The 13,661-nt window shown below is 65.3% G+C and carries 11 protein-coding genes and 2 pseudogenes; 2 read left to right on the plus strand and 11 right to left on the minus strand.

Features of this window, described 5'->3' with window-relative positions:
- Positions 1-198: 198 nt before the first annotated feature.
- Positions 199-485 (minus strand): annotated as a pseudogene (locus HCU76_RS27585) (JAB domain-containing protein); the annotation flags it as partial.
- Here HCU76_RS27585 and HCU76_RS36865 point away from each other — a divergent pair.
- Together HCU76_RS36865 and HCU76_RS27595 are read left to right on the plus strand one after the other, a co-directional pair.
- Positions 471-905 (plus strand): hypothetical protein, encoded by a 435-nt coding sequence (locus tag HCU76_RS36865; protein WP_256354509.1) that lies wholly within the window; start codon positions 471-473, stop codon positions 903-905. The pseudogene HCU76_RS27585 and the gene HCU76_RS36865 sit on opposite strands and share 15 nt — an antisense overlap.
- On the plus strand, positions 884-1,564 hold the full coding sequence (locus tag HCU76_RS27595) for a YkgJ family cysteine cluster protein (RefSeq protein WP_213956792.1): 681 nt from the start codon (positions 884-886) through the stop codon (positions 1,562-1,564). Before HCU76_RS36865 ends, HCU76_RS27595 begins: the two co-directional genes overlap by 22 nt.
- Positions 1,565-2,075: 511 nt before the next feature.
- Here HCU76_RS27595 and HCU76_RS27600 read toward each other — a convergent pair.
- The 10 genes and pseudogenes from HCU76_RS27600 to HCU76_RS27640 form a co-directional block, all read right to left on the minus strand.
- Entirely contained in the window at positions 2,076-3,098 is a 1,023-nt protein-coding gene (locus HCU76_RS27600) for an H-NS family nucleoid-associated regulatory protein (protein ID WP_213956793.1), read from the minus strand.
- A 97-nt stretch (positions 3,099-3,195) separates the two neighbouring features.
- Complete coding sequence (locus tag HCU76_RS27605) at positions 3,196-4,326, minus strand: ArdC family protein (protein WP_256354510.1); 1,131 nt, start codon at positions 4,324-4,326, stop codon at positions 3,196-3,198.
- A gap of 560 nt (positions 4,327-4,886) precedes the next feature.
- Positions 4,887-5,498: a DNA repair protein RadC gene (radC, locus tag HCU76_RS27610; RefSeq protein ID WP_213956794.1), complete on the minus strand. Its 612-nt coding sequence runs from the start codon at positions 5,496-5,498 to the stop codon at positions 4,887-4,889.
- A 1,138-nt stretch (positions 5,499-6,636) separates the two neighbouring features.
- Positions 6,637-7,656: a YihY/virulence factor BrkB family protein gene (locus HCU76_RS27615; RefSeq protein ID WP_213956795.1), complete on the minus strand. Its 1,020-nt coding sequence runs from the start codon at positions 7,654-7,656 to the stop codon at positions 6,637-6,639.
- A complete protein-coding gene (locus HCU76_RS27620) occupies positions 7,653-8,000 on the minus strand; it encodes a hypothetical protein (protein ID WP_213956796.1) in 348 nt (115 codons plus the stop codon). Before HCU76_RS27620 ends, HCU76_RS27615 begins: the two co-directional genes overlap by 4 nt.
- Positions 8,001-8,522: 522 nt before the next feature.
- Entirely contained in the window at positions 8,523-8,945 is a 423-nt protein-coding gene (locus HCU76_RS37315) for a hypothetical protein (RefSeq protein WP_345944711.1), read from the minus strand.
- Positions 8,897-9,298: a hypothetical protein gene (locus tag HCU76_RS37320; RefSeq protein WP_345944712.1), complete on the minus strand. Its 402-nt coding sequence runs from the start codon at positions 9,296-9,298 to the stop codon at positions 8,897-8,899. Before HCU76_RS37320 ends, HCU76_RS37315 begins: the two co-directional genes overlap by 49 nt.
- A 130-nt stretch (positions 9,299-9,428) precedes the next feature.
- Positions 9,429-12,093, minus strand: a pseudogene (ligD, locus tag HCU76_RS27630) (DNA ligase D).
- A 24-nt stretch (positions 12,094-12,117) separates the two neighbouring features.
- Entirely contained in the window at positions 12,118-12,294 is a 177-nt protein-coding gene (locus tag HCU76_RS27635) for a DUF3606 domain-containing protein (RefSeq protein WP_213956797.1), read from the minus strand.
- 1,002 nt (positions 12,295-13,296) lie between these two features.
- Positions 13,297-13,518, minus strand: coding sequence for a hypothetical protein (locus HCU76_RS27640; RefSeq protein ID WP_213956798.1), 222 nt, complete (start codon positions 13,516-13,518; stop codon positions 13,297-13,299).
- Between the last annotated feature and the right edge of the window lie 143 nt (positions 13,519-13,661).

Raw genomic sequence — 13,661 nt, forward strand, 5'->3', positions numbered from 1 at the left:
CACCCCCACCACCCCAGACCGGACTTGTCTGTTTTGATGCCAGGTCGCGACGCGTTGGAAATCTGCGGTGATGGACAACGGCCCGATCATCCGCTTCCGCACGACCGCGAGATCGCACGGGTCGCTCAACGCAGACCGACCCACCGCACGCATGCGCTGATCAACGCAAACGAAAAAGGGGCCGAAGCCCCCGCGCTGCTACAGCAGCCCGCTCTCCGCGAAAGACTTCGTGCGTCCGCCGGCCACCACGATGTGGTCGAGCACCCGCACGTCGATCATCGCCAGCGCGGCCTTCAGAGTCGGCGTCAGCGACTCGTCCGCACGCGACGGACGGTCGAACCCGACGGATGGTTGTGGCTGATGATGATGGCGGGGGCGTCGTGATGCAGAGCCCGCTTCAGGACCTCGCGCGGTTAGACACTGGTCTGGGCCAACGTGCCGCGGAACAATACCTTCGGCAACAATAAGACATGGCAACGATCGAGATCACACTGTCCGACCAGCTGGCCCTGCTCGCGCGCAGCGCGGGACTGCTGACGGGCGAAAACATCGAGCGGCAGCTGCGCCAGCAGCTGGCGGGTTTATCGGCCCCGGCGCCGCCGCCCGGCAACACCGAGCCGGACCGCATGGCGTCGCAACGGCAGGCCTTGGCGCGCTTGATCGCATTGGCACAGGGGGACTCAGACCAGAGCCGGCGGGCCGCCGACTTCCTGCTCGCCTGGTGGAACGCCGGCGCGTGCGGGTCCTTTGATCTCACCGCCCTGTGGGCGGTGGATCCCGGGACCGCGGCCGACATGGTGCTGGTGCTGGCGTACATCGCGAGCACGCGTCAGTACCCGGATGCGTTGGGTTACGAGGATGAATTCCTGAGAATCGTGCAGGCATGGCGACCGGAACTGACATAGCCGCTGTGCCGGGCTCGGCGCCTGGCGATGGCACGGACGCCAGTCTCACGTCGCGGCAGCGGGCGCGCTTGCCGCTGGCAACGCAGCGGGCAGACCGCAAGCTGGACGCGATCGCATCGAACTCGGCGGCGCAGCTCCTGGTGCAGGCATCGCAACGCGCGGCGACGGTCGTGCAATGCATTGCGTGGCTGCACAAGGCCGCCACGGCGTGGGGCGAGCCGCTCGAGGCGGTGTCGGCCTGCCGCAAGGGCTGCGCGCACTGTTGCCATATCCCGGTGACGATCACTGGGAGCGAAGCGAAGTTGATCGCCCGGGCCAGCGGACGGGGCGTGCGGACGCCGCCGCGGGGTGTGCGGGTGCAAGACCTGGTCGATGCGGAATCCACGAGCGCTGCAACCCGGCAGCTGCAGCAGTGGCCCGCTGGCGTCGCCTGCCCATTCCTGAGCGACGCGATGTGCTCGGTCTACGCCGCGCGCCCGCTGGCGTGCCGCGTGCTGTTCAACATGGACGACGATGATCTCTTGTGCCAGCACGGCGACGGCGAACCTGCGCAGGTTCCCTATGCCGACGCACGGATGCTGCGCGCCCTGGCGCTGGCAGCGCAGCCGGCAGAAGTACTGGCGGATATCCGGGCCTTCTTTCCGCCTGGCGAGCGTTAGCCCGTTGGCAAGACGTCTCGAAGGCAATGACGCCGAGGGCCCCACGACGCGATCCGGACGGACGACGATCGAAAGGCAGCACAGGTGCTGAAATGGTGACAAGACGGGTCCGCGGACCGTCGGCGCGGTGGCCGGCGGCAGCAGCGCAAGGATCGGCCGACGATGCACCGTCGCGTGATCGGCGAGAACGCTGCGCTCGGCCGTCACTCCTCGACATGACAGAAATCAAAGGGTAGGCCGCATACCAGCGCAGGCAGACCCGCATCACCTCCAGCGGGTAGCGCATCCATGCCCGAGCCGGCCAACGCGATGGACGCCGCTGTCTGACCGCCGACGTGCAGGCGTTTGCGCCAGAACAGGGCGCGCGCTTGATTGCGTTGGCGCCATGACCTCTCGGCGCCAGCCAGACGCACTGCACACGTAGAAACGACAGTGCGAAGCCTCGAGCGCCTCAGCGGCTCTCGGCTCTCGGCTCTCGGCTCTCGGCTCTGCGGCTCTGCGGCGCTGGCGATCAGACTACAGCTGCAACGTCGGCTGCGGGAAGCACAGGAGGCGAGGTCTCCGCGGTCTCGCGCGCGACCGGGGCAGCAGCGGTCGTTGCGCCGGTCGCGCTCTTGCGCGCGGGCAATGACTTCCTCGAAGCGGCAACCTTCGGTGCTCCTGCGTTCTTCGATGCGGCTTTCTTCGCTGGCGTCTTCGCTGCCGTCTTTACTGTCTTCTTCGCAGCCCCCTCCACTGCTTTCTTTGCGACCTTCTTGGCCGGCGGCTTGGCGGTTTTCGCGCCAGCGTCCTGGGTGCTTACCCCGACCTTCTCGGCAAGTGACTTCCTCGCAGCGGAATTGTTCGCGGAAACCTTCTTCACGGCGATCTTCTTCGCTGCGGTCTTCTTGACAGGCACGGCCGCTTCAGTCTTGACGGCTGCAGCCAACGGCGCTGCGCCGGCGTCCGATGGGGAGGCGGCCTTCTTTGCGGCCGTCTTCTTCGCCGCTGGCTTCCTGGTCGCAACCGTCTGGGACGCAGCGGCATTGGCCAACGGCACTGCGGATGCGGCGACGCGCGATGCATAGCCGGCCGACTTCTTTGCAGCAGCCTTTGGCACCCGAGCGGCGCCTGCCGATGCAGTTGCATCGGGCGTCATAGTCGCACCGGTCAGGAAGCTCTCGAGAGTCTGTCCGGCTTCCAGCGCCGCGCGCAACCAGGCCGGCCGCGGGCCGCGGCCTCCCCACTGGTTGCCCTTGCCGTCGCTGTATTTCGCGGGATCCTTCGCAGCAGCGGGTTGGGTCTTGCTCGCCTTCTTGACCGCGCTCTTCAAAGCGACGGCGCTCTGTTTCGGCACGCTGTCAGCCGCGCCGGAGGCGAACTTGAGATCCGCTGCGGTGAGCCCGAATTTCGCGATCAAGTCGTTGATCCTGGCAACAGCGCCCTGGGATTCAATGCCCCGCTGCTTGTCGGCAGCAGCCTGAAGGACGGCAATTTCGCGCAGCAATTGAGCGTGTGTCTTGGTCATGAGAAGAAGAAAGTAAAAGGTGCGCAAGTCTAATGACTTTCTTCAGATGACATGAATTGGCCGAGTCGCAATGCTCGGCACGTTAATTCACAATCAACCCGAAGACAGACGGTGAGAGCCGCAATTAGCCGTCACTGTCCGGCAATGGCAACTCTCGCGCCAGTATGAATTCGTACGCTTCACCGGCGTGCCGCGCGGCCGTGAAGATGGCGGTGCGGTCATTGCGCAGCACCTGCAGCCAGCTGTCCAGATAGGCGGCGTGTCCTTCGATGGTGGCATCCACGAGCCCGATATGGCCGAGCACGAAGGCGCAGCCGAGCTCTGCCACCAATTCCTCGAACGCATAGGCCGCATCGCCGAAGCGTGCGCCGAAGGTTCGGTTCAGGCGCTTCTCATGTCCCGTCCAGTGGACCAGCTCATGCAGGGCGGTTGCGCAATAGGCCTCCGGACTGGTGAAGCGGTCGACATCGGGCAGCATGATGCGATCGGCAGCCGGGGAATAGGCCCCGCGTGTGTAGCCGTGCTGGATGTTGGGTCGGCAGCCGCCGATAAAGCGCATGGCCCCCTCGATCGGAGACCGGTCTGTCCACGTTTCTGCGTCTTCCGACCGGTCCGGCACCGACGCAGGCAGGCCATCCACCTGGGCCACGTTGAAGAGCCAGAACGGCATGCACAGCAGCACACTGGAGTGGACACTATTACCGCTATTACCGCTATGACCGCCGTAGGCGTTATCGCCTGCACCGCCCTCCCCTTCCCCATGAGCTGCGCCGTTGCCACCGACGTCATTGCCTGCATCGTTCTGGTGGCCCGTCGCTTTGCGTTCGAAATGCGCGCACAGCACCCCACGCTCTCCCCTGCGCACCTGCGCGCCCATGCTGGCCGCCTGCTTGTAGGTCAGCCACACGTTGGACGCGTAGCCGTGCTCGATGGCGGCGTCCCACAGGAGCAGCACATTGGCGCCGTGGTAGGGCGCACCGGTCTTGCCATTGCGCGGCATGCCGCGCGAGGCCGCCTGCGTCCAGCGTTCCCGGAACACATTGCCGCCCTTCTCGAGCATCGCGATGATGCGGTCCGTGATCGCCTGCCGCACATCCATGCGGCCCTTGGCCTGACCGGCCTGCGTTCTGGCTTCAACAGGGCCTGCTTTGGGTGAGCCCTCGGGGGGTACGGGGGGAAAGCCCGTGGCGGTTTGGCTGTTCGGGATGTCCCGGCCTTCCGCATCGCGCTGACGGGAGGATTCAAGTGCACGCATGGTGGGTCCTTTCTGCGGGGTGTGCCGCGTCGGTGGAAGATCTGCTTTCGGAGCCGCCTCGACGCATGGAAAGCGAGCAGCAAGGGCCGATGTCCGGGGACCGCCCGGAAGCCGCAGCTGAGCGAAGCGAGGACCGGGTGAGGACGGTGGCGCAGCCCTGGCCCTGGACAGCGGCCCGTGCGAGCTATGCGTCGATGAAGAGGTGGCTCCGAAAGCAGATCCGCCGTCGCGCCCCGCTGACACCCTGCGTGCCACCCTGCGTGCCGCCCTCTGTCAGCGCCGCGGCCGCAGGGCCGCGACCCAGCCGTCCTCCGCCATGCGGAGGCATAAACACCCATCCATCCGAGGGACTGCCGCGCGGCGCGCGGCGTGATCAAGCCACGCGCGCAGCGCGCCGTGCAAGGGTCGGTTCGGTCCTTCCCGCCGCAAAGCGGCGGTCACTTCAAAGTGCAACGGCAACGATTCGTGGCCGGTACCCAGTACCGGCCACGCTGACCGACCCACCGCACGCAGTGCGCTGATCAAACGCGAATAAAAAAGGGGCCGAAGCCCCCGCGCTGCTACAGCAGTCCGATCTCCGCGAAGGACTTCGTGCGTGCGCCGGCTACCACGATATGGTCGAGCACCCGCACGTCGATCATCGCCAGCGCGGCCTTGAGCGTCTGCGTCAGCAACTCGTCCGCACGCGACGGATCGGTCGAACCCGACGGGTGGTTGTGCGCGATGATCAATGCGGCGGCGTCGTGATGCAGCGCCCGCTTCAGCACCTCGCGCGGGTAGACACTGGTCTGGGCCAACGTGCCACGGAACAACTCTTCGAACGCGATCAGCGAATGGCGCGAGTCCAGGTAGAGGACTACGAAGCTTTCGTGGGGCTGGCCTGCGAAGTGCAGCTTGAGGAAGTCAGCCACGGCCGTAGGCGTATCGAACACCGAGCGGGTGGTCAGCTCTTCGCAGAGCAGTTCCTGCGCCAGGGCCAGGCCGGTCGCGAGACGATGAAAGTTGGGCAGTCCCGACTGACGCGCGCTGTAGGCAAGCTTCTGCAGCGAACGGCCGTTGGCCTCGTAGAGCGCATCGGCTTCGGCGCCGAAGAACGGACGCAGTGCGTCGACGATGCGTTGCTGGCGCACGCTGAGATCGGAAGAAGCGGATGAAGTCGAAGAGGTGGTCATGACGAACTCCTGTGGACGACACAGGCGGGATTGCCTGCGTGGCCCCGGATCACCCCGTCGCAGCGCAGCGCTCAAGGTCGCCGCAGGCGCGCGGTACGCGCCGAGCACGCGAAGCGCGCGCAGGGCCTTGACCGCGAGAACGAGGGGGTAGCGTGAGGGCACACAGGCAAGCCCTCCCCCGCCCTCAACAGACACCACGGATGCCTTGAGTTCGGCGTGTCTTCGGTCCGTGCCCTCCCCCGCGTCAGGGATGCGCAAGGCGGCCGCAGGCCGTCCCGAAGGGATGAGCGCGACGGCGCGAACCTGGAGCAGCCCGGCCGGCGCAGCCGGGACGCCCGCCGGTGCAACCGACGACGTTCAACTGCACCACGTAGGAAACCAAATCCCGTCCCTGCTGGAGTCAGGCCCATGAGCCAATGCCAGTTGCCACGAGGTGGATGCATGCCTGCTGCAGACACGCTGAGACTCGCTGCACAACACGCCGCCGGACTGGCTGGAAATCGAACGCGAGTGCCACTCGGAGCCCGCAGCCAGCCCGCGTGGCCAGCGACATCTTCCCGCATGCGCCCGGCCCTTTCATCCGCCGCGCACGCGATGATGCGGGCTACGCACGGCAGGTGAGAGCGTTTCGGAGGACTCGTTGTTGGAGGTTTGAATGCGCCCCAAATGCGACGCTGGCGCGATCAATGTGACCGGTCAGGATTTGGATAAAGCAGCGAGCCGAGCGAGCCGCGCAGGAAATGGCAAGCCTCGTGATTGCGCGATGCGGTCGGCCACGGCAAACAACACCGCAGGGTAAGCCCACGCCCGAGGTGGCTCGCCACGACCTCGATGTTCTCAGCCATCCCGCCAGGCTGTTCGACACTGCGGTGCCAGGCAGCAACGCCGTCGCTGCGGCTGAAGATCGAAGTAGTCGGGACGGAAGGAACGGGATGAATTTGCTCAGCTCCCGTATCCCCGGCCATGCCGTCAGAGTGCTCGCAAATCTTCCGGGCGTTCGCAGCGCGCGCGCTGCCCGGAAGGGGGCTGCCCAACGACCCTTCACTTCATGACTTAACGGCCCTTGCGCCCGCGCGACGCTCGCGACGATGCTTCTGCAAAGCCTTCATTCGCTTGTCAGCAAATATGTTCAGCAGGCTCACAGTAGCCAGCACGGCGAGCTTGGGAAACATTGTCGCGACGCCCTTTCGCACGCGCAGGTCAACCTCTTTCTGCATTTCGACCGAACGCGCCAAACCGGAGTAGTCGGGGGCCAGCACATGGGGCGTTCTACAGCTTCAGCGTCAAGCACGGCTTCGGGTTGCGGACGGTCGGCAGTCGATCCGTGCTCCTGTGCGTACACCTTGGTGAACTCCGCCCCCAACAGGAAGATTTGCGCAGCGTAGTACACCCACGCCAGCAGCAGGACCAATGAGCGAGCACCCGCGAAGGCGTCTGCCATGCCGCTCTTGCCAAGATACAAGCCGATCAGTGCCTTGCCCATCTCGAACAGCACCGCAGTCACCGCCGCCCCGACCCAGACGTCACGCCATTCGACTTTCGTCGTTGGCATGAACTTGAAGATCATCGCGAATAGCACGGTGGTGACACCGACGGAGACCGCGATGTTCAGGATCTGCAGCAGGATCTCCTGGCCCGGCATCAGGCCTCCCACGAACGCGCCGAACGCTGCGAGGGCCGTGCTGACCGACAGCGACACCATCAGCAGGAAGGCCAAGCCCAGGATCAGACCGAACGAGAACACGCGAGCCCGCAGGATTCCCCAGAGTCCGCTGGGCTTCTGCGACTCGGGCACATGCCAGATGCGGTCCAGGGCGCTTTGCAATTTGCCGAACACGCTTGTCGCGCCGACGATCAGAACCGCAATGCTCAATGCGGTCGCGAGGATGCCATTGCCGCTGATGGCGGCGCTCTTGACCATTCCTTGCACGGCCTTGGCGGATTCCTCCCCCACCATGCCCGAGAGCTGGCTTGCGATCTGGCCCTGCACCGCCTCGGCGCCGAAGACGAGCCCGGCAACGGCAATGACCAGCACCAGCAGCGGGGCCAGTGAAAACATCGTGTAGTACGAGATTGCGGCGCCCATGCTCGGCGCATAGTCGTCCGACCACGCGACCACGGATTTCTTGCAGACATCCAACCATCGGGAAAGCTTCATGACGAATCCTGGTGCTCGGATGCAGACATGCATTCCGTGAGTTGCGGCGACGCTGCGCGCGCAATGTCGATGTTCGTGTGGGACAGTACGCCGAAGCGCATGAGGCCCGTGCAATGGTGCACTTGGGGAGCTTTGGGGCCCGTTCTGTCTTCGCAGCCGGCGCCCGCTTGACGGCGCGCAAAATCGATATCACGATCGCCTCGGATCAACCGTCCGGACGATCGAGCGAAGGCCAACTGCGACCCGGTTGCGTCGATCACGAGGTAGTTGGCAGCGGCATTGCAAGCATGCGGCCGCTTGGCTTGAGCCCACAGCGCCACTTCACAGAGCCCCATGTCGATCATCCATGGGACTTCCGATTGCGGTCCCGGTCGCGTGGTTCAAACGCCACCCGGACACCCTCCTCGCCGCGTTGCAAACAGCACGCCGACGGGCTGCTATGCGCCGGCCCAACTGATAGGCGATGCACGCGAGCACGGGTGTGCTGGTGCGCCTGGTCGACATCAAGACTGGTCAACACGCTCGAGGACGCCTCAGGAGACCAAGTTGCAGCAGACATCGGGGTCACTGCTCGCTGGGATGCGAGCTTCGAGAGACCCTTGCGTGCGGTGCGCCTGGGCATGTCCCGGATCTTGGGAACGCCAGAAGCCGTGGCGCTGCGGCTCATGGCCGAGCGCGCGAAGCAGCTGTTCGCCCGTTGGGAGGACATGAGGCGGCAAGATCTCAAACGCCCTGCTTGCGTGACACGCCGGCGCCCCTTCGCGGGTTCGGCACGAGTCCACCTTTTCGCGTTCAGTGGTCCCCGCGCAATTGCCGGCTCATGCTTGGCTGGAGCAGGGCAGCGACGGCTTTCGCAAACCGGGCGATCAAGCAGTCAGATAAGTGGCTCGCGGGAATGCCAGGCAGCCGAATCGAGCGCCGCTAAAGGGCTTCCAGTTGCCTTCGGCCTGAGCGAGCCTGTCTGCCAAGGCATAAAGCACTGCGGGGTGTGCGCCCAACCCCAGGTGGCTCGAGATGACTTCGATGTTTTCCGAGTTCGGCCCTGCCGGGATGATGCTGCTTCGCCCCCCCACGACGCCATCGCTGCGACTGTAGATCGAAGCCGCGGGCATGGAGGGCACCTTCGCTTTGGAATCGCCGCCCAACGGGCTACCAAGGGTGATGACGTTTCGAACCATCTGCGGAGCATGCCTTGCAAGCAAGCGGGCATAGACACCCCCAAGACTCCAGCCGACCACACTCACCTTGCGGCCGCTGCCAGCGTGAAGTCGCGCCAGTTGATCGCGCATTTTTTCTTCGACCCCGCGTCGGGGGCCAGGTTTCGGCCCTGCTCCCACCCATGCACGTCATAGCCTCGCCCGCGGAGATAGTGCCGCAGGATCTCGGTCGACGAATCGACTGCGATAAGCCCGGGAAGCACCAGCACCGAGTGCCCGTCCCCCCGCGGGGCAGCCTGAAGGAGGGGCCAGAGCGCAATGGCTGCGCTCGCTTCCCAGATGGCCCGCGCTTCCGCGAGCAATAGCCATTTCGAGGGGCGCTTGAGAAACGCCGGACCATGGCTGACGGCTTTGTATCCTCGGGGCGCGGCGCCCTGGCGGCTGGAGCCACCTTGGTGCGCAATGTGAGCGGCGAGGAGTGACATCTGATCCTTTGAAATTTCGCAAGATCTTTTGAGGCGCCATTGCTGCAGTGCGTCAGACGAAGCCGCGTCTGCCCGTGTTCAAAGGTGAGCTGACCCCCGAGACAGTTGGGTCCCCTCCCGATCTCGTTCGCTAGCGGGCTGGTGAGAAGCCCAGCACCCGCATGGGTTTGGCCAATGATTGCCTCGACTTCCAGTAGTCGGCCCACGGGTCGACCTTCTGGAACGACAGGTGTTCGCGCGCAGTGGCGATGGTCCAGTGGGAGCCGCTTTTCAAGCTCCTCAGGTCATCCCATGCGACGGGCATCGAGACCCCAAGGCTCGGCCGTGCGCGCGCCGAGAACGCCGCCGCGGTCGTGGCGCCATGGCCGTTGCGCAGGTAGTCGACGAAGAGCTTCCCCACGCGATTCGCAGGCCCGCTCTTGGCGACGAAGCGCGACGGGATGGTCTTGGCCAGGTGCTGGACGATCGCTTTCGAAAACGCGTTGACGGTGTCGTAGTCGACGCGCGGTGCCAATGGCACCACCACATGCAGCCCCTTGCCCCCACTCGTCTTCAACCAGGATTTCAACCCGAGTTCGTGCAGCAGGGCATGCGTGAGGACCGCCGCCTCCTGGACGTGGGACCACGACGTGCCCTCGCCGGGGTCGAGGTCGAAGATCATGCGATCGGGCCGGTCGATGGCCTTCTTCGTCGAGTTCCAGGTGTGGAACTCGATGACGTTGAGCTGCGCCGCACCGGCGAGCGCCTGGGCGCTGGCGACCTCGAGCAGCGAAGCATGGCCCGGCCACAACGACGCGTCCAGTTCCGTGATGCCCGGGATGCCGATCTTCTCGCCGTGCTTCTGGAAGAAGAGCTGGCCAGCCACACCCTCGGGTCCGCGCACCAGCGACACCGGCCGACCCTCAAGGTCCGGCAGGATGAAGTCCGCCACCGACTCGTAGTAGCGCACGAGGTCCAGTTTGGTGAGTCCGGAAGTGGCATCGATGACGCGATCCGCGTGGCTGACCTTGATGCCGGCGGAGGATGGTTTGCCCTTCGCTGTCTGGCCACGCGATGGCGCAGCGGGCGTGCCGTCGACGAACTTCGCCGTCTCCCGCGCGATGAGGCGCGCCGGCTTGTCGCTGCGCAGGCCCAGGTACGACGCATGGCGGACCTGGCCGTCCGGAGTCCATTCGGCGAAGGTGACCTTCGACCACGAGCCAAGGCTCGACCCACCGCTCGGCGCCGACGGCCCGCCGGGACCAGCGACCAGTTTTGGCGGGACCGGCAGCGAACGGCGAAGTCTTGCTTTGCAGTGGCGCCAGCTTGTCTTTCAGCTCGCGCGCCGTCTGCACGTCCCAGCCAGTACCGACGCTGCCCGCGGACACCAGCGTGCCGTCAGGGGCGTGGACGCCAAGCAGCAAGCTCCCCACCTGCGCAGCGTTGTCGCTGCGCACGGTGTAGCCGACCACGACGAACTCCTGGCGCAGCTTGCATTTGAGCTTGAGCCAAGCCTCAGACCGGCGCGAGACGTAAGGCGCATCCACGCGCTTGGCGATGAGCCCTTCGAGATTGAGGCGACACGCCGAGGCGAGGATCGACGCCGGATCGCCTTCGAAGTCCGCGCTGTAGCGCACGTGTTCGGTGGCCTTCTCGTCGAGGAAGGCCTTGAGCAACGCGCGGCGCTCACGCTGGGTGACGGCGCGCAGGTCATGCCCCTCGAAGAACGGGACGTCGAACAGGAAGTAGACGATCTGCTCGGCGCCGCGCCCGCGGTCGAAGGCATTCTGCAGCGCGTTGAAGTCGGGCGAGCCGCTGGGTCCCAGCACCACGATCTCGCCGTCCAGGAAGCCGGAGCTAAGGCCGAGCTGCTCAAGTTCGCCGACGAGGGTGGGCATCTTTGCGGGCCAGTCGTGGCCGCCGCGCGTGATGAGGCGCGCGCGTCCGCGCTCGATGCGTGTCATGAGGCGATAGCCATCGAACTTCATCTCGTAGATCCATTCGCCTGCCACGGGCACACCGGCGGCGAGCGTTGCGAGTTGCGGCGTGAGTTTCTCGGGCAGGGGGGCCTTGAGGGCACCCGCTGCCTGCGCGCTCACACCGTTCTTTGCACCCTCCCCTGCCCTTGGACTTGCCCTTGCCCTTGGACTTGCCCTTGCCCTTGCCTTTGCCTTTGCCCCTCCCCCCGCTTTCTCTGCCGGCGAAGGCCCTGCCGAAGCGGATCTCTCGGGCTTCTTCTTGCCGCGTACCGTCGAGGACCTGGTGATGACGCTGTCGGGCAGCGCCATCAGCACGTCGTACTCGGCCTTTGGGCGTGCAAACGCGTCCCGCTTCTTGAACAGGATCCAGGGTTCCTGCTTCTCGCCGCCCTTGGCGATCTTCACCAACTCCCAGAGGCCGTGCAGCTTCTCACCGTGCAGTTTGAAGAGCACCTTGCCCACGGCCAGTCCCTCGCGCGGATCGCCGACCGGCTCCCACGTTCCGCGGTCCCACACAATGACCTCTCCCGCGCCGTACTGCTTCGGCGGGATCGTGCCTTCAAAGGAACCATAGGACAGTGGATGGTCCTCCACGTGAATGGCCATGCGCTTGTCGCTCGGGTCGAAGCTCGGCCCCTTGGGCACGGCCCAGGAAACCAGGACCCCGTCGAGCTCGAGGCGGAAGTCATAGTGCAGCCGGCCCGCCGCGTGCTTCTGGACCACGAAGGTCAGGGCACCCTGGCGATCCTGCACATGTTCGCCGCGCGGCTCGGCCGTGATGCCGAAGTCGCGCTTGGCCCAGTAGCGCGCCAGCGGATCGATGCGCTTTTCAGCCACGGCGCGGAGGCAACGCCGCGCTGCCTATTTCTGGGCCAGGTGCTGCCGCACCGCATCGGCCGAGTTGCCGACGGCCTTCACGGCGGCCCTGAGTTGCTCCGGCGTGCAGCCCAGGCTCTTGCACCAGTCGCGGACCTCGTAATCCTCGGTGAGACTGATCAGCTTGCGGTCCTGGCCGGTCTTTGTGGTGTCGTCGCTCATCGCAGTTTCCGTTCTGTAAAGGGAGTGCTCAGACTACTGCGGTGGTGCTGGCGACGATGTAGGGCGGTGCCCAAATCTGTGCGAGCGACAAGTGGCGCTGACGGCCAAGCGCCCGTCGCCGCTGCTCTCATGAATGTCGATTGGCGTTCATGGCCTCAATGACGCGTCTCGGTGCTGTCCGGCCGTCGCCGCCGTGCGCCCGATATGCGCCGTCAAGTCGATCCAGGTCTGGTAGTCGATCAACAGCAAGCGCCGCCGCGATGCGGGGGTTCGCGTCTTGCGCCTTCGGCGGGCCGGCGCGGGCTGCGCCGGAATCGAAGCAAGATCGGATTGACGGGGTTTGGTTTTCACGAGGCTGGACAGCATTGACGAGTGGGATGCAAATTTTCGCGGATACACCTTCCCTCAAGCCCGGCGCCTCGCGGGCGTCGCCGCCTTTTTGGAGGGGATCCTGGTTGCTCCGGATCGATGTCAGATAGGAGCGCTACCTACGGTTGCAGTCGACGGCGACGCGGACAGCGACGACGTGGCGAGAGCGCCTGAAAACCATCGACGAAGCCCCGCCATAGCGATGCGCAGCGAGACCGCGGGCGCGCGCTACCTGACCTTGAATTCCAATCGCCCGTCGGCGCTGCGAAACGTCGCTGGCCCCGTTCTGTCGACAACTTTTCCTGTCGACAGCCTGTACTCCGCGAAGGAAGTCTCGTCTTTGGACGGCTCGCCCGCGGCGATGCTGCTCGAGCCGCGTGGGCCATACCGCAATACCACGTGGCGCTTCCCAACTTGGTCCAACACTTCAATCTGTTCAGCGACGTGAGTTCGCCCGTGTGGCATGGATGAAACTTGATTTGGGGGCAACGGCATGCGCTCATGTTCCGCGCGATGGGAGGAATGCCAATGGACACATCCGGCGGCGGCCACGGGCCGAGGTGATCCGCGCCGGGGCGAGACGACGCTGACAGCTAAAAAGTTTCGCGCAATGCGAAGGCGGCCTTCCGACCGTCAGTGCCGTTCGCTGCCGCGGCCGATCGGGCGTAACCATTGCACCGTCGCTTCCATCGGGGACAGTGCACGCAACACCGGGTCGCGTGCCAGCGCGGCGGCCACGGCTTCGAGCTCGTCCGGGTCCACGGTGCGCCACCGCCGTTGCAGTTGATGCGCACAGGCGCCGATCCACAGCTGCTCCTGCTGCTGTCGGCGGTCGGGATCGACATATTCGTCCATGGCTGCATCATACAGAACTACTGGATGTATGTACAGTTATGCCCTGATCCCTTTATCCGTGCTCCGTGATCCCATCTGCCTCGCCTGTGCCGCCCGCTTATGCCGAGCTGCATTGCCGCTCGAATTTCACGTTCCTGGTCGGT

The sequence above is a fragment of the Variovorax sp. dw_308 genome (genome assembly GCF_019207085.1).
Lineage (GTDB): Bacteria > Pseudomonadota > Gammaproteobacteria > Burkholderiales > Burkholderiaceae_C > Variovorax.

Bases quoted from the DNA above. Each gene is read 5' to 3' on its own strand.
- HCU76_RS27620 (WP_213956796.1), bottom strand. From the start codon at position 8,000: ATGATCGACATGGGGCTCTGTGAAGTGGCGCTGTGGGCTCAAGCCAAG.
- radC (WP_213956794.1), bottom strand. From the start codon at position 5,498: ATGACCACCTCTTCGACTTCATCCGCTTCTTCCGATCTCAGCGTGCGC.
- HCU76_RS27635 (WP_213956797.1), bottom strand. From the start codon at position 12,294: ATGAGCGACGACACCACAAAGACCGGCCAGGACCGCAAGCTGATCAGT.
- HCU76_RS27605 (WP_256354510.1), bottom strand. From the start codon at position 4,326: ATGCGTGCACTTGAATCCTCCCGTCAGCGCGATGCGGAAGGCCGGGAC.
- HCU76_RS37315 (WP_345944711.1), bottom strand. From the start codon at position 8,945: ATGCGCGATCAACTGGCGCGACTTCACGCTGGCAGCGGCCGCAAGGTG.
- HCU76_RS36865 (WP_256354509.1), top strand. From the start codon at position 471: ATGGCAACGATCGAGATCACACTGTCCGACCAGCTGGCCCTGCTCGCG.
- HCU76_RS27595 (WP_213956792.1), top strand. From the start codon at position 884: ATGGCGACCGGAACTGACATAGCCGCTGTGCCGGGCTCGGCGCCTGGC.
- HCU76_RS27640 (WP_213956798.1), bottom strand. From the start codon at position 13,518: ATGGACGAATATGTCGATCCCGACCGCCGACAGCAGCAGGAGCAGCTG.
- HCU76_RS37320 (WP_345944712.1), bottom strand. From the start codon at position 9,298: ATGTCACTCCTCGCCGCTCACATTGCGCACCAAGGTGGCTCCAGCCGC.
- HCU76_RS27615 (WP_213956795.1), bottom strand. From the start codon at position 7,656: ATGAAGCTTTCCCGATGGTTGGATGTCTGCAAGAAATCCGTGGTCGCG.